The following is an 18,215-nucleotide window of genomic DNA, read 5'->3' as shown; positions in this document are numbered from 1 at the left end:
TCACCGAGAGCCGCCCCGTTTCGCGAGCATCTCGAACACCCGATCGAACATCTCGGAAAGTTCGAAAGGCTTGGGCACGAAGCGGATGTCGGGGGCGAGAAGACTCTTGTCCAGCAGCCCGGCGCTCATCACCACGATGGGGATGTGCCGGAGCGCCGCATTGCCCCGCATCTCACGAATCAACGTGTGCCCGTCCATCCGGGGCATCATCAAGTCGGTGATGAGCAGGTCCGGAAGCCTCTCCACCATGGCCTCCAGGGCCTGGCGGCCGTCGTGCACGACACGCACGTCCAACCCCTCCTCGCCAAGGAGCTCCCCCAGGACGTTCGCGATGTCTGGCTCGTCATCGACGATGATGACCTGACTCATGCGTCCTCTCCGGAGTTTTTCGGTGCGGAGCCAGGAAGCGAGGGTTTCGGGCCAGGTCTGCCCACGGGCCCACTTCCGTACGGCCCCGCCAGCTGGCCGAACACCGCCTCCACGCTCTCGCTCGAGTCCGCCACCTCGAGCCCCCGCGAGGTGATGTAGAACTCGCGGAGGGACGGGTCATAGTCGCTCTCACGGACCTTGAGGATGGAGATGAGCCGGTGGAGCTGCGAGCGGAGCTCCACATAGCGCATGAAGACGATGTTATCCACGCCAGCCGACAGGCCCACGGGGGCGAGGTCGAGATGGGGGCCGCCGAAGGACGTCTCCATGGAGATGGTGGTGGTCACCTGGAGCGCGCGCAGCTCGTTGCTCAGCGCGGTGAAGAAGGTGGTGAAGCGCTCCGGGTACGCCGCCGCCTCCAGCAGTCCGTCCATCCCGTCGATGACCAGCCGCTGCGCCTTCTGGCGCTGCACCCCCTCCACCAACTGCGCGGCGATGGAGTCGAGGAACTGCTCGGTGGGCTGACGCCACTGCACCTCCAGCCGGCCGGTCTCCACATGCTCGCGCAGCCGCAGGCCCACGCCCTCGGCCTTGCAGAGGAGCCGGGAGGGCGTCTCGTAGAAGCCGAAGTAGAGACAGCGCTGACCCGTCCTCAGCCCCTCGGCCAGCAGGTGGAGCCCGAGCAAGGTCTTTCCACTGCCGGGTGCGCCGAGCAGCGCCGTCACCGAGGCCGGGGGCACGCCGCCCCGCAGCATGTCGTCGAGCCCGGGAATGCCGAAGCGGCTCTTCTGGTGAGCCGCGGTGACGTCCGGCTCCCGGGGGAGTACGAGCGTCTCGCGGCGTGGGTAGACGGTGAGGCCCGAGTCGCCGATCTCGAAGATGTGCTGGCCACCGAGGTGCGGGCTGCCCCGGAATTTGCGGACCGCCAGCTCGCGCGTCTGCCTCATGTTCCGCATCCGCAGGTCGAGCTCGATGATGCCGTCGGCGACGGACAGCTCGAGGTTCTCCGGACCCTGGGGCTTGGAGGTGATGAGCAGCGTCGTGCAACCCACGAGTGAGAGCAGGGTAGCGAGCTCCCGTAGGAACTTGCGGTAGGCGAAGGGCGAGGAGGCCAGCTCGGAGATGGGGCCCAGGGAGTCGATGACGAGTAGGGACGCGCGGTGGGTGCGCACTGCCTGGCTGAGCATGGAGAGGAGCGACTCGAGCCCACCCGACTCGAGCGCGGAGATGCTACTCAGCAGGGTGATGTGGCTCTGGACGAGGGAGCGATCGAAGAAGGAGAAGGACTCGAGGTTGGAGAGCAGGCGTGCATGGGACTCGGAGAACGAGGAGACGTAGAGGACGTTCTCGCCCGCGGCCGCACGATGGAAGACGACCTGGGAGCAGAGGACCGTCTTCCCCGTACCGGGCCCACCGTTGACGAGGTACAGCGCGCCGCGCAGCAGCCCCCCATGGAGCAACCCATCCAGCCCGGCCACGCCCGTCGGCAGGCGGCGGCTCTTCTCTCCGGTCGTGGTTCCCACCCTGGTTGACCTTTCCTTTCGAGGCCTGACCCTCCTGTGTCCATGAGGTTCCAGTCATAGGGTGCGACGAGCGGGGGCGGACGCCCATGCTCCACCGGTCCTCTCTCGGCTGCTCGCCAGGTGCACAGAGGGACTGGCAGGGAAACGACGCCAGAGAGCGCCACGTCGCTGGGGCGCTGAAGCCTGATCTGGCTTTTGGTAATGGCCGCCCGCCTCCGCCTTCGCGGACCGCACCTGGTCTGGAGACGCGTCGGGGCCTGAAAACACCGAGGCCGGAAACCCCTGATCGCTCAGCGGCTTCCGGCCTCGGCTTTTGTGTCCCCGACGGGATTCGAACCCGTGTTACCGGCTTGAAAGGCCAGCGTCCTGGGCCTCTAGACGACGGGGACGGCTCCTTCTACTTCTGTGAGTCGCGGGGGGCTCGAACCCCCGACCCTCGGCTTAAAAGGCCGGTGCTCTACCAGCTGAGCTAGCGACTCGCACTATTCTTTTTTACGGGACCCTTCGATTTCCGCAAGGCCCCGTCGATACGGCCCCTCTCTACCAGCACTCGTTCCGGAGTTCTACTCCCGATCCTGGCCCCTGTTTCCCACCCACTCCCAGGCGCCGTCTGGCCGCCTCCCGCCGCTGGCTGGCGCTCCCCTCGTGAGGCGCTATACCGGAAGCATGCGCCGCGACAGCCGACACTCCGAGGGAGCACCCGAGGAACCCGACGACCTGGAAGGGGAGGAGGACGAGGAGCCAGCCTCCAAACCCCGGCGCTACCTCACCCGGGCGGGGGCCGAGCGCATGCACAAGGAGCTGCTGCGGCTGCTCAACGAGGAGCGCCCCAAGGTCACCGCCGAGGTGTCCGCCGCGGCCGCCCAGGGAGATCGCTCGGAGAACGCCGAGTACATCTACGGCAAGAAGCGCCTGCGGGAGATCGACCGGCGCCTGCGCTTCCTGCAGAAGCGCCTGGACACCGCGACCATCGTCGTGCCGTCCGAGCAGACGGACACCGAGCACGTCTACTTCGGCGCCACGGTCACGCTTGAGGACGAGGACGGCGGGCGGGTGACCTATCAGATCGTGGGCTCGGACGAGATCGACACCGCGGGAGGGCGCATCAGCGTGGAGTCCCCCCTGGCCCGGGCCCTGCTGCGCAAGAAGGTCGGTGACACCGTGGAGGTCATCCGGCCCCGAGGGGAGATCGAGTACACCCTCGTCCAGATCCGCTACGTGTAGCGGCTTGTTCGCCCTGGTGCGTCATGCAACACCCGGCTGGCGCGCGCGTGTCCCCCGCGCGTCTTTGTCCACTGCTCCGGGGTCCGGGCGATTGGGGACTGTCCTCGTCGCCGGACGCGTTAAAACCCCAGGAGGTCCCGAAACGGCTTCGTCGGGCTTCCTGCCGAGGAAGCGAGCCCTATATTCGGGAGGGCAGTGCAGGCGCAGCGCAGTCCGTCAGTCGGAGTCCCGTCGCACGGTCGGTCCATCGGTCGCACCCACTTCGAGGTCGCGCTCCACACGATGCGAAAGAACTTCATCCTCGACACCAACGTCCTTCTCCACGATCCGCGCTCCATCTACGGGTTCAGAGAACACAACGTCATCATCCCCATCTACGTCATCGAGGAGATCGATCAGTTCAAGCGAGATCTCTCCGAACTGGGCCGCAACGCGCGCCTGGTCGCGCGCTACCTGGATTCCTTCCGGGAAGAGGGCTCGCTGAAGGAGGGCGTGCGTCTGCCGCATGGCGGCGTGCTGCGGGTGTGCTTCACCGAGCGTGAAGCGCCCCTGTCCATGGCGGACAGGGATCTGATGGACAACCGCATCCTCGCGGTGGCGTTGGATCTGATGGAGCGCGAGCCCCAGTCCCCGGCCGTCTTCATCACCAAGGACACCAACCTGCGCATCCGCGCGGACGCCCTGGGCCTGCTCGCCGAGGACTATGACGCGGAGCGCGTGGAGATCACCGAGCTGTACACGGGCTTCACCGAGCGGCTGGTGCCGCGGGAGATGGTGGACCAGATGTACAAGTCCGGCGCCGAGGTGGAGATCTCCGGCCAGGACTCGCTCTCGCCCAACCAGTTCATCCTCCTCAAGGACGAGACGAACCCGACCCACGCCGCCATGGGCCGCTTCAGTGCCACCCGGGGACGGGTGGTGCCGCTCTCGCGCGCCATCAAGGAGGGGGTCTGGGGCATCCGCCCGCGCAACATGGAGCAGAGCTTCGCGCTGGATCTGCTCATGAACGACGAGATCAAGCTCGTCACCATCGTGGGCAAGGCGGGCACGGGCAAGACGCTGCTCGCCATCGCCGCGGGCCTGCACAAGGTGACCGAGGAGAACGTCTACCAGAAGCAGCTCGTCAGCCGGCCCGTCTTCCCGCTCGGCCGGGACATCGGCTACCTGCCCGGGACGCTCGAGGAGAAGATGAACCCGTGGATGCAGCCCATCTTCGACAACGTGGAGTTCCTCATGAACCTCAGCCGCGCCGACAAGAAGGCCGGCCGGGGCTACCACGAGCTCATCGACCTGGGGCTGATGGAGATCGAGGCGCTCACCTACATCCGTGGGCGCAGCATCCCCAACCAGTACATCATCATCGACGAGGCCCAGAATCTCACGCCCCACGAGGTGAAGACCATCATCACCCGCGTGGGTGACAACACGAAAATCATTCTCACCGGGGACCCATTCCAGATAGACAACCCCTACGTGGACGCGACCAGCAACGGACTCGTGCACGTGGTCAACCGGTTCAAGAACGAGAAGATCGCGGGCCACATCACCATGACCAAGGGCGAGCGCAGCGCCCTGGCCGAGCTCGCCGCCAACCTTCTCTAGTGCCCTGCGCCACGGGAGGAGTCAGTCATGTCGGGAGACGGTACGCAGCAGGATCCCGCCCAGGGCACGGGCGGCGAGCAGGAGAAGAAGCCGCTCATCGACTACCCGACCATCTACACCTTCAAGGTGATGGGGCGGCGGGCCCCTGACTTCGTCGAGTACGTGCGTGACCTCTTCCGCACGTACATGGGCACGGAGATCTCCCCGGACTCCATCCAGGAGCAGTCCAGCAGCAAGGGGACCTACGTGTCGGTCAGCGTGTCCGTCTACCTGCTGTCCGAGGAGCACCGCCGTTCCATCTACGTGCGGCTCAAGGAGGAGCCGCGCGTCGTCTACTACCTCTGAAGGCGGACAATCCGGGGCCTGGAGCCCTGGAGGAATGGGGAATTGGAGATTCCCGGACATCGGTGTAGAAGGGACGTGTCATGAGTGTGGCCGAGCCCTTTCCGCTCTACTTCCCCGGTGATGCTCGGCGTCCCTTCGGCTCCGAGCTGGCAACCCGGCGCTTCGCCAAGGTGGCTCAACTGGAAGAGGGCGGGCGCGTACTGGATCTGGGGTGCGGTCCTTCCCTCCAGGCTGGCGTCGTGCTCGCCCAGGAGTTCGGTTGCTCCGTGGTGGCCGCGCACTGGGATGAGGCGCAACTGTCGCGCATGCGCGAGCGTGTCCACGCGCTCGCCCTGGACGGGCGTGTCGAGGTGCGGCGGGTGGACCTGGGCCGTCTCTCCTTCCGCGAGGGCGAGTTCGACGCCATCCTGTGCCAGGGTCCGATCGTGATGGCCCTGCCCGACGCCCTGCGCTCCCTCCGGCCCTTCCTGGCCCACCAGGGACGGTTGGGCCTCACCTATCCGGTGCGCGTGGGCCGGGTGACTCCGCGCGCGGTGATCGAGTTCTGGGAGCGCCGTCTGGGGGGGCCCCTGTTGTTGCCTCGCGAGTTGCTCCAGCAGCTGTCGCAGGCGGGCTTCGAGCCCGAGTCCGTCGAGTCCCTCCAGGACTCCGAGCTGGATGCGCTCTACCGGGAACTCGCCCCCCACCTCGAGCAGGCGCCCGCCGAGTCCATCCACTGGCTGCGCGAGGAGATGGCCCTGCACCGTGAAAATGGGACGGCCACCTCCAGCTACGCCTTCGTCGTGGGTCGCCGCCGGGAGCCGGGAGAGAAGCCGCCCGCCTCGCGCGACCGCGGCTAGCCCGCCGCGCGATACGCCCCTCGGGCGGACGCCCTCCCGCCGGGAAGGCGTCGTCCCGCGTTCACTGCCCCCGGATCACTGCACCGAGGGCAGGAAGTCCAGCAGTTCCACGGACTCGGCCGCCATCCCGAGCGTCACTTCCCGCCGGTAGCCCGCCGCGTCTCCACCGATCTGGAACGGCATCGGCCTGCTGAAGCGCAGGTGCACCTCGCGCGCGTAGAAGTCATGAAGGCCCTCGGGGAACCAGCGGCCCGCCCAGAGCTTCGGAAGGTTCGCCAGCACGTGGGGCGGGTTCAACTGGCCCAGGCGCAACTGCATCATCCCCGGGCGCTGTCCCGCGAAGGGGAACATGCGGAAGCCGTAGCCGTAGTAGGGCATCGTCGCCGCCGCCGCCATGATGAGTTCGCCCTTGAAGAGCCTCGCCCCGGGGGCGAAGGGCTCGCCCACGGGCCTGCCATCCGGGCCCACGCGGTACGCCGGGCCGGCCTGGCCATTGGTGACCTCACACTCCACCCGCGTCGGATTCGTCAGGTAGTGCGGCACCGTCTTGAAGGCCACCGCCGAGAAGTAGCCGCCTGGCCCCGACAGGAGCTTCTTGAGCAGGCCCCGGCCCAGGTGATCCTTCACCCAGAGGTAGTCGTTGAGCAGCTTCCCATCCACGCCCAGGCCCGCGAAGGGCGTGCGCGTGCCGTCCACCATCAGCAGCTCCATGCTCCGCTGGTCGGACACCTTGCCGGCACGCGCTCGGGTCACGTCCTGGAGGATGCCCTCCATGCCCCCATTGGAGTTCACGTACGAGGCCAGTCCGTTGCCCGTGCCCAGCTTGAGCACGCCCAGACGGGGCGCCTGCTTGCCGGCGAACCGGCCGCGCGGCTCCAACTGACGGAACATCTCGTTCACCACGCCCAGGAACGTCCCGTCACCTCCTCCCGTCATCACCACCGGATAGTCGCGCTCCAGGATCGTCTGGACGATGCGCCGGCAGTCCAGCTCCGAGCGCGACAGGAAGAGATCCTGCTCCGGGACCACGTGCGACAGGAACTTCACCAGCCGGGCGTCCACCTGGCGGGCGTTGGCATTCAGCAGGACCGCGAGTCGATGCTCGGGCGCCCCGAGGACGGACGGGTTGGAGCGCGCTTCGACGGACCGCAGGGGCTGAACCATCATGGGTGCTGCCTCCACGAAGAAATCAGGTGCCCACCGCGACCTCGCGGCGAGCTCCCCTGAGTCTGTGCACGTTCTCCGCCAGCGGCTGACGCGAGGCGTTACCTGTCCTTTTCCCAGGAGTTCCAAGGGGTTGTGGCACGGGCTCGAGCCGGCGCCATCCGGCGGATTGGTACCCGCGGGTGGCGGAAGTGGAGAATGGTTTACGCACCTGGCACCCGGTCGTGGCTGGTTCGTCACCCGGGAAGCACTCGGTTTGACACCCCGGGGTGGGTGGTTACGTTGGTCACACGACGGAAGCACTCCCGCCTTTCGCGGTAATTTTCCCAGTTATTTCCGGAGGTTGTACACCGTGGGCAAGATCATCGGTATCGACTTGGGCACCACCAACAGCGTGGTGGCCATCATGGAGGGCCGCGAGCCCAAGGTCCTCACCAATGAGGAGGGCACGCGCACGACTCCCTCGGTCGTCGCCTTCGCCAAGGATGGGGAGCGGCTCGTGGGGCAGGTGGCCAAGCGTCAGGCCATCACCAACCCGGAGCGCACCATCTACTCCATCAAGCGCTTCATGGGCCGGCGCTACGAGGAGACCACCGAGGAGGCCAAGCTCGTGCCCTACAAGGTGGTGCGCGGCCCCAACGGTGACGCGCGCGTGGACCTCGACGGCAAGCAGTACAGCGCGCCGGAGATCTCCGCGCAGGTGCTGCTCAAGCTCAAGCGCGCCGCGGAGAACTACCTGGGCGAGAAGGTGACCGAGGCGGTCATCACCGTGCCGGCGTACTTCAACGACGCCCAGCGCCAGGCGACCAAGGACGCGGGCGAGATCGCCGGCCTCACCGTGCGCCGCATCGTCAACGAGCCGACCGCGGCGGCGCTCGCCTACGGCCTGGACAAGAAGAAGGACGAGAAGATCGCCGTCTATGACTTCGGCGGCGGCACGTTCGACATCTCCATCCTGGAGGTGGGCGAGAACGTGGTCGAGGTGCTCGCCACCAACGGCGACACGCACCTGGGCGGCGACAACATCGACCTGACCCTGATGAACTGGCTCATCGCCGAGTTCAAGAAGGACACGGGCATCGACGTCGCCAAGGACAAGATGGTGCTCCAGCGCCTCAAGGAGGCCGCGGAGAAGGCGAAGATCGAGCTGTCCTCCACCATGGAGACGGAGATCAACCTGCCGTTCCTCACGGCGGACGCGACGGGCCCCAAGCACCTCAACGTGCGGCTCACGCGCGCCAAGTTCGAGTCGATGATCAGCGACCTCGTCGAGCGCTCGCTGGAGCCGTGCCGCAAGTGCATCAAGGACTCGGGCCTGAGCGTGGGGGATCTGCACGAGGTGGTGCTCGTGGGCGGGTCCACGCGCATCCCCATGGTGCAGGAGGCGGTCAAGAAGCTGTTCGGCAAGGAGCCCAACCGCTCCGTGAACCCGGACGAGGTGGTGGCCGTGGGCGCGGCGGTGCAGGCCGGCGTGCTCTCCGGTGAGGTGAAGGACATCCTGCTGCTGGACGTCACCCCGCTGTCGCTGGGCGTGGAGACGCTGGGCGGCGTGATGACCAAGCTCATCGAGCGCAACACCACCATCCCCACCCGCAAGTCGGAGACCTTCTCCACGGCGGCGGACGGCCAGACGCAGGTGGAGATCCACGTGCTGCAGGGTGAGCGCGAGATGGCGGGCGACAACCGCAGCCTCGGCCGCTTCCACCTGACCGGCATGCCCCCGGCGCCGCGCGGCGTGCCGCAGATCGAGGTGACGTTCGACATCGACGCCAACGGCATCCTCAACGTCAACGCCAAGGACAAGGCGACGGGCAAGGAGCAGAAGGTCACCATCTCCCACTCCTCGGGTCTGGCCAAGGACGAGGTGGAGAAGATGGTTCGCACCGCCAAGGAGAACGAGGCGGCCGACAAGGCCCGCCGCGAGCTGGTGGAGGTGAAGAACCAGGCCGAGGCCCAGGTGTACGCGGCCGAGAAGCTGGTGAAGGAGAACCGCGAGAAGCTCCCCGCGGAGGCCGTGTCCACGCTCGAGGCGGCCATCAAGGGCGTCAACGACGTGCGCGAGGGCGACAACAAGGACGCCATCAAGAGCGCCCTGGATGCGCTGCAGCAGGCCAGCTACAAGGTGGCCGAGGAGATGTACAAGGCCACGGGTGGCGCCCCGGGCGGCGAGGCCGGCGCGCCTCCTCCGGGCGGCGCCGAGCAGGGCGCGGCTCCGGGCAGCTCGGCCAAGCCCAAGGACGACGTGGTGGACGCCGAGTTCCGCCAGTCGTGATGCGGTGAGTTGAAGTCCACGAGGGCCGGTGCTCCTCCCACGAGGGGGCCGGCCCTCGGCTTTTGTTGCCAGGGCCCGGGGGGATACGATGCGGCCTCTCGTCCCTCGTGGAATCACCGTGATCCATACCCCCACGCCCGTCTCCGCCCAGGCCGCGCAGTCCTTCCGCCGCTTCTTCCAGGAGCTGCGCGAGGCCTACCTGGAGCGCGAGACCCTCTTCACCCAGATCGAGCTGGCGCTGCTCTGCCGCGAGCACGTGCTCGTGGTCGGCCCCCCGGGAACCGCCAAGAGCGCCATCGCCTCCGCGGTGCTCGGCCGCATCGTGGACGAGCAGAGCGGACAGCCCTCGCTCTTCGCCAAGCAGCTCGCCGAGTCCACCGTCCAGACGGATCTCATCGGCCCGGTGGACTTCAAGGTGCTCACCGAGACGGGCCGGACCGAGTACCTCACCGAGGACGGCATGCTGGGCGCCACCCACGCCTTCCTCGACGAGGTGTTCGACGGGCGCGACATGCTGCTGCGCTCCATCCTCAACGTCCTGCACGAGCGCGAACTCAAGCACGGGCGCCGGGTGACGAGCGGCCGCATCGAGTGCGCCATCATGACGAGCAACCGCTACCTCTCCGAGGTGCTGGCGCGCTCGCCCGAACTGCTGCTCGCCTTCGCCGATCGCCTGAGCTTCATCTCCTTCGTGCCGAAGAGCTTTGCCCGGCCCGCCAGCCGCTCCGCCATGCTGCACCGCTTCGCCCATGGCCTGCGGCCGGATCTGCGCGCCGTGCTCACCCTTCAGCAACTCGACGTGCTCCAGAAGGCCGTGGAGCGGGTGTCGGTCTCCAACACCCTGCTCGAGGCCATCGAGCTGCTCACCGATGAGCTGGAGCGCGCGCTCACGGCCCAGGTGTCCAAGCTGCCCGACTACGTGCCCACCAAGTACTTCTCCCAGCGCTCCGTGGTGAAGGCCTTGTGGGCCCTCAAGGCCGCCGTGGTGCGGGACCAGCTCTACCGCCGTCCGGATCGCCCCCTCGAGGCCACCGTCGAGGACCTGGATGCTCTGCGCTGGTTCTTCCTGCTCGGAGGGCCTCCCGCCGAGGAGTCCGAGGCGCTCCTCAAGGTGGCCGTGGATCCGCGCGAGCGCGCGCAACTGGAGATCGTCCGCATCGAGCAGAAGGCCTTCGATGCCGCTCTGGCCAAGGTGCGCGCGGAGCTGGGCGCGGGCCCGGAGCGCGAGGCCGCGACGCTCGGCGCCGCCGAGGAGCTCAAGACCGTCGAGGCGCTCGCCCGGGAGCGCGGCTTCCAACCGGGAATCGCGGTCTCCACGGCGCGCAGGCTGCATGGCAAGCTCGTACCCGGCCCCCGCCACGCCGACAACCGGGTGGCCCTCCTGGCCGCCGCGCGCGGCCTGCTCGCGAGTGTGGAGCAGCGGCTGTCGCGCGGGCCCATCGAGGGCAGCGAGCCGCGCGCGGGCGGGGCCTTGTTCTCCGCGATCCTGGAAGCGCTCTCCCTGTGTCGCCACGTCCCCGAGCTGACCCCACGGATGCCGGCCGTGTGCGATGCGATCCACCGCTTCAGTCTCCAGGCGCTCGAGCTCATGGCGCTCCAGGCCGAGAGCCTCGCCTTCGACGAGTCGGTGTCCCTGGATCCGCTCGTCGGGCTCGCGGACAACCTCGCCGACGAGCTGGGCCAGGTGGGCGAGCTCCTGGCGCTGCTCGCCGAGTCCTCCTCGGGCGCGGTCCCTCACTTGAGGACCGCGGAGGCCGAGACACGGCGGCGTGCCGTGGCCGCGTTCCGTCAGCGCGCGGAGCGCGTCTTCCCGGGCCCTCGGGGCCGCAAGGAGCCGCTCGATGCGCTCTCCGCGGACTCGCGTCGGCTCGCCCAGCTCGAGCACTCCCTGTGCCGGTTGGATCCCTCCCAGCGCGGCCTCAAGCAGCAACTGCTGGAACCGCTCGGCTTCGACTATGCCCGGGACGTGCTCGGCACCGTGCCCATCGAGCGCATCGACCACTTGTCGCGCACGGTGCAGGTGGTGGCGGAAAACCTGCGGCGCGAGGGCCTGGCCCCCGAGCCCGTGTTCGTCGAGTGCCGCGACATCCTCGAGGCCCGTCTGCGCGAGTACGTCCAGGGAATCGGCCGCGAGGTGGCGAGCCCTCCGTCCGCTCCGCAGGCCGCCATCAATGGCGAGGCCTACAACTTCTACCGGGGCTCCTTCTCCGCCCTGATGCGGGACGGAGAGTTCTCCGCGTTGCTCGGCCTGGAGGGACAGCTCGCCTTCGCCCGTCCTCCCTCCACCGCGTTCTTCCTCTCCGATGTCATCCGGGACGCCGTGGCCCGGGTGGAGCTGTCCTTCGTGCAGGTGCGCCTCAAGTACCTGCGCGGCTGGCTCACCCAGTTGCTCACCACGCTGCCCGCGCCCCAGAGCGCGCAGACCCGGGCGGCCGCGGATCAGATCTTCGATCGCCTGGTGCGCAGCCGCTTCCCGATGCTCGCCCTGAAGGAGGGCGAGCTGGTGCGCCTCAAGGGGATGCTCGGCGTGCTGATGGGCATGCCCGGGGAGCTGGGCGAGAGCGCGCGCAAGCTGAACGGCGTGCTGCTCGGCATCGACGATGACTTCTCCCGCTTCAGCAAGCAGTTGCTGGAGCTGCGGGCGTCGTTGTGAGGAGGGGCTGACGCGTGCTCGGCTCGCGGCTCGCGCATCTGCGACTTCAGTTGGATGCGCTCCAGGAGCGCCCGTCCCAGGGCGAGGGCATGCGCTCCTGGTGGCGGGGAATGACCGCCCCGGCCGAGGTGGACCTGTCCCTGCCCACCGTGACGGCGCTCGACCGGGCCCTGGAACGGGTGGGGGTGCATACCCTCGCGGACGCGCGCCTGCTGCTCGAGCTGGGCGTGAAGAAGGGCCGGGTGGGCGAGCTGGCCAAGGGGTTGAAGGAGCGCGCGCACGAGGCGCTGGAGGAGTTCGAGCGCACCCTGGAGGCCGTGCACAAGATGCACCACGCGGGCCGCACGCCCCCGGGGGCTCGCACGACGCTGGAGCGGGGCTTCGTCCGGCTCGTGCGGGTGCTGCGGGTGGCGGATCTCTTCCTGTCGCCCTCGGCTCCGACTCCGGACTCGGGCGAGGTGCAGCTCTTCCCGCGGACCGGCCCCTCCTGGAATGCCCAGCGCGCGCCGAGCCGGGCGCGCATGGCCGTGGCCGAGTTCCTTGCCCAGCGGGCCCGCACCACCGTGGACGACGTGGTGCAGAAGCAGAGGGATCTGGACATGGCCCACGAGCTGTTGCTGCGCATCGGCATGGAGCATGACCGCGAGCGCGGCGTGGCCCTGCGCCATGAAGTGGCCCAGGCCCGCGAGCGCGTCCGGGACACGCCCCCGACACGCTCGATCGAGGACCTGGTCGAGAAGGTGCGCCAGTCCGCGGTGCGCGAGCCCCATCTGGCCTGGCGCTCGCTTCGGGGCCTCTACGAGCGCGCGGTGGAGGCCGAGCAGCCCCAGCTCGCCGCGGCGGCCCGGGCGGCGCTCACCCGGCTCATGCCCCCACGTGAGTCGATGCGGGCCCTGCTGGAGTCCGCCGAGCGCGATGAGCTGCGGCGCTGGTTCGGCGAGGACCAGCCTCCCGCCAGGGCCGGCAAGGCGGAGGGGCAGCGTCCGGAGGACTCGTCCGCGGACGAGCTGCTCGCGGACCTGGCCTTCTCCCTGCGTCCCGAGCAGCGCGCCGCGTTCGAGCTGGCGGCCGGCTGCGCCCGCTACTTCGACGTGGAGGACGTGCTGTCCGACGAGGTCGTCGAGGTGAACACCCGCAAGGTGCGCCCGGTGCCCCGGCTCGTGCCCCATCCCACCCAGAACATGACGTTCGAGCGCACGGGCGGGCTGCACGACGTGCACAACTTCGTCCTCTCCGATCCACGCATGCTCCTGTACGACCTGGCCTCCCACCGCCAGATGGTGCGCGCCTACCTCGAGGACGAGCCGCCCCCCGAGCCCAGGAAGAAGAAGCGCACCGCGGTGCGCGTCTACGTGTGTGACGCCTCGGGCTCCATGCACGGCGCCCGTGCTCGCTTCCGCGACGCCCTCATCATCGCCGAGCTCAACAACCTGCGCGTCAAGGCGCGCCAGGGCCTGCCCTTCGATCCGCTCTACTTCTCCTTCTTCAACGACATCCCCACCGAGCTGTCCCGCGTGGACACGGCCCGCGAGGCCACCCGGCAGATCGAAAAGCTCTTCCGCCACTCTCCCGCCGAGGGCCAGACGGACATCACCCTGGCGCTCATGTCCGCCTTCGACTCCATCCGCGCCGCGCGCGGCCGGGATCCCTACCTCGCGCGCGCCACCGTGGTGATCATCACCGACGGCGAGGATCGCGTCGATCTGGAGCTCATCCGCCGCACCCGCGCGCCCATGGACTCGCTGGACATCGCGCTGAGCTTCGTGTCGCTCGGCGAGGAGAACCCGGACCTCAAGTCGCTCGTCCAGGAACAGAGCGCCCGCGGAGGCCGCGCCTTCTACCACCACCTGTCCGATCGGGAGATCCAGTGGGCGCGCACCGAGTTCGACAGCCCCTGGCGCACCTTGCTCCCCCGCGACGTGCCCGTCACCCCCGAGGCGCTCGAGGCCCTCGGCCCCCAACTGGCCGCGCTCGAGGCGCTCGCCGCCGGACGCTCCGCCCCCGCCGCGCCCCTCGTATCCGAGGCGTCCTTCGACGCGCTCTTCCCCGCGTCCGAGGCGCTCTCGCGACAGCAGGCCCCGGAAGTCCCCGACCCCGAGGTGGTCGCTCGCGTGGCGGACATCCTCGACGCGCTCGTGGAGGCCTCCGCGCTCGCCCCTGCCGATCGCCGCGCCACCGAGGCACTCGCGCTCCTGCGCCACCTGCTGGGCGTGTACCAACTCACCCCCGCGCGCTACCTCGCGACGCTCGCCACCGGAAGTCCAGAGGTGCACGAGCGCCTCGCCCGCGTGCGCCTGCTCTGCCGTCCCTTGGGCTAGGCTGTGCCCCGGCCATGTTCTTCGACTGGTTGCGCAAGAAGACTCCCAAGAAGCCCGCGCGCGGGGTGGATCCCCTCGCGGCCTTCGATCAGCTCATCGAGGATCTGGAGCGGCAGGGCGCGGAGGTGCGCAAGTCGGCCGCCACGCTGCTGGCCCTCAAGGGCGAGCTGTCCCGCTCCCAGGAGCGCTATGCCCGGCGGCTGGAGGAACTCGTCCGGCGCAAGGCCGTCGCGGACACCCAGGGGGACGCGAAGATCTCCCAGACGCTCGAGCGCGATCGCGTCCAGGCCGAGTCCCTGCTGAACACCACGCGCGAGTCGCTCCTCCGGGCCGAGCAGGACGGCCAGTTGCTGCTGGAGGCCGCCGCGGACCTGGGCAACCGGGTGGCCGAGCTGCGCACCGAGCGGGAAAGCGCCTCCGCGCGGCTCGCCGTGGGCGGACTGGTGTCCAGCGCCCTGCGCGAGCGGGTGGAGCGCTTCGAGAAGGTGCTCGCGGTGGACGCGGCCCGGGATGAGATCGAACGGGCCCACGCGCTCGCGGAGATCTACCGCGAGGAGCGCGAGGAGTCCGGCAAGCAGGAGTGAGCGCGCGGGCCCGCCCTCACCGGATGAAGCGGGAGAGGACCCGGAGCCAGACGACCACCGCCTCCGCGCCCGCGTCGGGCAGACCGAGGGCGCGCTCGCCGAGGTAGCTGGCACGCCCCAGCCGGGGCTTCATCCGCGCCGTGGCCTCGGTTCCCCGCTCGGCGGCGAGGAGGGCCTCCGCCCAGGCCTCGGCGGGCGAGCCTCCGGCCTGGAGCTCCCGGGAGAAGATGTCCGCGGCGGGGCGCAGGGCATCGATCATCGTGCGATCTCCCGGACCGGCGCCGCCGAGCTCGGCCACCGCCTCGACTCCCGCCTGGAAGGCCTCGGCCCAGGCGCGGGCATCGGGCTGGGGATGCTCCGCCAGCCGACGGGAGGCGCGCAGCAGGGCGGTGGCGTAGAAGGGCCCCGAACTGCCACCGATGGCGCGGCGCAGGGCCTCGCTGAGCGCCATCAGGGCCCGCGCGGGGCTCGTCCAGGAGGACGGGGGCAGGGCCCGGATCGCCGCCGCGCCCCGCACGAGGCTGATGCCGAGATCTCCATCCCCCGCCGCGCTGTCGAGCTCCGTCAGCCGCGCCTCGGCGGCGTCGAACGCATCGGCGATGGCGAGGAGCGCCTGGTGGACGTGCTCCATGTCCGCCGGGCGCGACTCGGTGGCACTGGAGGCGTGTGGCACGGTGCGAGCGGGCGCGATCCTGCGCGCGGGAGCGAGCCGTCCGGAGCCCGGCCAGGCGGGGGCGGAGGTGGCCGCGTCGAGCCGGTGCAACCGCTCGTCGTCCACCTTCAGAAGGGACAGGGAACAGCCGGGCATCTCCAGGGCCGTGAGGAACTCGCCGCTCCAGGCCCGCTCCACGGTGAGGCTCCGCTCGCGCAGGAAGGCCAGGGCGCGGCGGGCGATGATCGCCAGCTCCTGGGCCGGAGTGCCGCCCAGCCCGTTGACGAGCAGGACCACGCGGTCACCCGCGACCAGGCGCTGATCGTCGACGATGGAGGAGAGCAGGGTGTCCACCAGGGCATTGGCGGGCTGGAGGGGGACGCGGCGGACGCCTTGTTCACCATGGATGCCGAGCCCCAGCTCGATCTCGTCCTCGCCGAGGGAGAAGCCGGGACGGCCCGCGGCGGGCACGGTGCAGGCGCCGAGGCCCACGCCCATGGTGCCCAGCGCGCTGGCGGCGGCGGCGGCTTCGCGTGCGACCTGCGCGAGCGAGGCGCCGGAAGCGGAGGCGGCACCCGCCACCTTGTGCACGAGCACGGTGCCCGCGATGCCCCGGCGCCGCGAGGGCTCGACGGTGTCACGCAGGGAGACGTCGTCGGAGACGATGACGATTTCGGTGGGGATGCCCTCGGCGCGGGCCAGCTCGGCGGCGAGGCCGAAGTTGAGCCGGTCTCCGGTGTAGTTCTTCACCACGAGGAGGGCGCCGGCGGGCCCGGCGACGGCGCGGATGGCGGCGAGGACCGAGTCGGTGCTCGGGGAGGTGAACACGTCGCCGGCGACCGCGGCGTGCAGCATGCCGGGCCCCACGTAGCCGGCGTGGGCGGGCTCGTGTCCGCTGCCGCCTCCGGAGAGCACGGCGACCTGGCGCGCGGCGGGGTCGGCGGGAAGGTCGGAGCGCATCACGACGGCTTCACCCTCGAGCAGCGCGAGCCCTGGATGGAGCGAGACGAGACCTTCGAGCATCTCCCCCACGACGGCGCGGGGATCATTGATGAGCTTCTTCATTGTCGTCTCCAGGGCAGAGGAGGAAGGGGCCGCGCCGCACCGGACGCGGGCACGGAAGGTGGACGCGAGGCATGAACCGCGTCAAGCGCGATCGCGCCGCGGAGCGAGGCAAGGGGCGGAGGGAGGGCCATTGAACTGCTCGCGAGGAGGGGAGAGCATTGGGTCATGGCCGGAATCCGCGAGGACTACATCGAGCGAATGATCAAGCAACTCGTCTCCGCGCTGGCGGCCATCGCGAAGGCGGGAAGGGGTCAGAAGACGGACGAGGCGCTCGAACTCGTGCGGCAGACGAGCCTGTCTCTGTTCGGGATGGAGTACCGCACGCTCATCACCTTCGATGCGGCGTCGGTGGCGGAACTGCTCGGGACTCCCGAGAAGATCCTGGCCCTGGTCCGGTTGCTGAGCGCGGAGGCGGACCTGCTCGAGCAACGTGGGGACATGGAGGGGGTGTCACATCGCCTGGGTCATGCGCTCGCGTTGTCGCGGCACGCACAGGCCAAGAAGGCCACTCCCGAGGGTGAAGCGCTCCTCCAGGCGGTGAGTGACCGACTGTCCGCGCTTTGACGGTGCTGAACCCATGGAGCGACGCTTTTTCCGGCTAGGTATTGACGTGGATGTGGCGGGGCGCTGGTACCTGGGAGAGCCTACCCTCCTCACCGGGCAGGAGTTGGATGACGTTTGGGAGTTTTGCCATGGTCGGCCCGTTGAGGTTCGAGAGAGACTGTGCGTCCCGATTGAGCGCCTCGGGAAGCCGCTGGACTTCGACACCGCCGGAGTTGGGCAGGCCCCCATCGTCAACTCGCGAGTGGCCTCTGTCTTTCGCGAGATGGCCTCCAACGATGTTCAACTCTTCCCGGTCGAGGTGCAAGGACAGGGAGAGACTTACTATCTTGTGAATGTGGCGCGGACAGTCCGGTGCATTGACGACAAGGCGAGCGGTGAAGTCCAGTTCTACAGTGCGGAAGATGGGCGGCCAGAGCGAATCGGAGAGTACCGCTCGGTTATCGGCTTGCGCATTGACAAGTCGAAGGTCGGAGATGCTCGCGTATTTCGGCCTTGGGGGTGGCCCCCACCCATCATTGTCGATGAGGAGATCAAAGAGGCCCTGAAGCGAACCGGCATGGTGGGCGGGCGATTCGACGAGGTTTGAGATAAATTGCCCCGGTTTATGCCGTCTATGGTGTGCAGTTCGAAGACCAGGAGAAGACGCGGGTTTTCAGGGCGATGGACTTTGAGCTTCAGCGACCCGAGATAAATGCGCCTGCTGAAGTTATTGCAAGGAGAGTCGAAGCTAAGTTTGGATTCACCCGGCTTCCGCGCGAGATGGCACAAATGCCCGTTCCGCTGTTCGTACAATGGAAGGAGCCTCCAGAAACCACGTTGTTTCACGCGCTCTTCACGAACGAACCAGAGAACATCCCTTGACTTCAACGAAGAGAGCCTCCTCAGCCGACGACGAGGAGGCTCCCATCGAACGTAGGGCTGGACTAACACAACTGCGTCAGGGTCTCGAATGGTGAACAGATTGGCTCCGAGCCCCTCGGTCTCGAAGGCGCCGCGACGCGGGTCTGTATGTAGAGAACGGAAGATGACCACGGGGCGGTA

Annotated in this window: 14 protein-coding genes and 2 tRNA genes; 10 read left to right on the top strand and 6 right to left on the bottom strand. The window is 68.7% G+C overall.

Annotated elements, in window-relative coordinates:
- From D187_RS16135 to D187_RS16120, 4 genes are all read right to left on the bottom strand, one after another.
- Complete coding sequence (locus D187_RS16135; RefSeq protein ID WP_002629289.1) at nucleotides 1-369, bottom strand: response regulator; 369 nt, start codon at nucleotides 367-369, stop codon at nucleotides 1-3.
- Nucleotides 366-1,892: a DUF7125 family protein gene (locus D187_RS16130; protein ID WP_002629288.1), complete on the bottom strand. Its 1,527-nt coding sequence runs from the start codon at nucleotides 1,890-1,892 to the stop codon at nucleotides 366-368. The genes D187_RS16135 and D187_RS16130 overlap by 4 nt, the downstream gene beginning before the upstream one ends.
- A 316-nt stretch (nucleotides 1,893-2,208) precedes the next feature.
- Nucleotides 2,209-2,281, bottom strand: a tRNA-Glu gene (locus D187_RS16125).
- 17 nt (nucleotides 2,282-2,298) lie between these two features.
- Nucleotides 2,299-2,371: transfer RNA gene (locus D187_RS16120), tRNA-Lys, on the bottom strand.
- A gap of 187 nt (nucleotides 2,372-2,558) precedes the next feature.
- On the opposite strand from D187_RS16120, the gene greB reads away from it, so the two are divergent.
- The 4 genes from greB to D187_RS16100 all read left to right on the top strand — a co-directional run bounded on the left by greB (nucleotide 2,559) and on the right by D187_RS16100 (nucleotide 5,902).
- Complete coding sequence (gene greB, locus D187_RS16115; RefSeq protein ID WP_002629287.1) at nucleotides 2,559-3,116, top strand: transcription elongation factor GreB; 558 nt, start codon at nucleotides 2,559-2,561, stop codon at nucleotides 3,114-3,116.
- A gap of 282 nt (nucleotides 3,117-3,398) precedes the next feature.
- The gene (locus D187_RS16110; protein ID WP_002629286.1) at nucleotides 3,399-4,718 is read left to right on the top strand and encodes a PhoH family protein; all 1,320 of its coding nucleotides are present in this window, start codon (nucleotides 3,399-3,401) and stop codon (nucleotides 4,716-4,718) included.
- A 27-nt stretch (nucleotides 4,719-4,745) separates the two neighbouring features.
- The gene (locus tag D187_RS16105) at nucleotides 4,746-5,063 is read left to right on the top strand and encodes an HP0495 family protein (protein ID WP_002629285.1); all 318 of its coding nucleotides are present in this window, start codon (nucleotides 4,746-4,748) and stop codon (nucleotides 5,061-5,063) included.
- 80 nt (nucleotides 5,064-5,143) lie between these two features.
- Nucleotides 5,144-5,902, top strand: a complete 759-nt coding sequence (locus D187_RS16100; RefSeq protein ID WP_002629284.1) for an SAM-dependent methyltransferase — start codon at nucleotides 5,144-5,146, stop codon at nucleotides 5,900-5,902.
- A 75-nt stretch (nucleotides 5,903-5,977) separates the two neighbouring features.
- Here the strand turns inward: D187_RS16100 and D187_RS16095 are convergent, their stop codons facing one another.
- Nucleotides 5,978-7,069 carry a diacylglycerol/lipid kinase family protein gene (locus tag D187_RS16095; RefSeq protein ID WP_002629283.1) on the bottom strand — a complete coding sequence of 364 codons (1,092 nt, stop codon included), beginning with the start codon at nucleotides 7,067-7,069 and terminating at the stop codon, nucleotides 5,978-5,980.
- A gap of 349 nt (nucleotides 7,070-7,418) precedes the next feature.
- Here D187_RS16095 and dnaK point away from each other — a divergent pair, with 349 nt between their 5' ends.
- From dnaK to D187_RS16075, 4 genes are all read left to right on the top strand, one after another.
- Nucleotides 7,419-9,338, top strand: coding sequence for a molecular chaperone DnaK (gene dnaK, locus D187_RS16090; RefSeq protein ID WP_002629282.1), 1,920 nt, complete (start codon nucleotides 7,419-7,421; stop codon nucleotides 9,336-9,338).
- 121 nt (nucleotides 9,339-9,459) lie between these two features.
- Entirely contained in the window at nucleotides 9,460-11,991 is a 2,532-nt protein-coding gene (locus D187_RS16085) for an AAA family ATPase (RefSeq protein WP_043430120.1), read from the top strand.
- A 14-nt stretch (nucleotides 11,992-12,005) separates the two neighbouring features.
- A complete protein-coding gene (locus D187_RS16080) occupies nucleotides 12,006-14,309 on the top strand; it encodes a vWA domain-containing protein (protein WP_002629280.1) in 2,304 nt (767 codons plus the stop codon).
- Nucleotides 14,310-14,323: 14 nt separating this feature from the next.
- Entirely contained in the window at nucleotides 14,324-14,893 is a 570-nt protein-coding gene (locus D187_RS16075) for a PspA/IM30 family protein (protein ID WP_002629279.1), read from the top strand.
- Between the two features lie 16 nt (nucleotides 14,894-14,909).
- On the opposite strand, the gene D187_RS16070 is transcribed toward D187_RS16075, so the two are convergent.
- Nucleotides 14,910-16,610 (bottom strand): dihydroxyacetone kinase family protein, encoded by a 1,701-nt coding sequence (locus D187_RS16070; RefSeq protein WP_002629278.1) that lies wholly within the window; start codon nucleotides 16,608-16,610, stop codon nucleotides 14,910-14,912.
- Nucleotides 16,611-16,775: 165 nt separating this feature from the next.
- On the opposite strand from D187_RS16070, the gene D187_RS16065 reads away from it, so the two are divergent.
- Together D187_RS16065 and D187_RS16060 are read left to right on the top strand one after the other, a co-directional pair.
- Nucleotides 16,776-17,174 (top strand): hypothetical protein, encoded by a 399-nt coding sequence (locus D187_RS16065; RefSeq protein WP_002629277.1) that lies wholly within the window; start codon nucleotides 16,776-16,778, stop codon nucleotides 17,172-17,174.
- 13 nt (nucleotides 17,175-17,187) lie between these two features.
- Nucleotides 17,188-17,760 (top strand): imm11 family protein, encoded by a 573-nt coding sequence (locus tag D187_RS16060; protein ID WP_043430029.1) that lies wholly within the window; start codon nucleotides 17,188-17,190, stop codon nucleotides 17,758-17,760.
- Nucleotides 17,761-18,215: the final 455 nt, after the last annotated feature.

Source organism: Cystobacter fuscus DSM 2262 (assembly GCF_000335475.2).
In the GTDB taxonomy this organism is placed as follows: domain Bacteria; phylum Myxococcota; class Myxococcia; order Myxococcales; family Myxococcaceae; genus Cystobacter; species Cystobacter fuscus.
The sequence above is the reverse complement of the archived record's forward strand: the minus strand, read 5'-3'. Positions and strand labels throughout refer to the sequence as shown.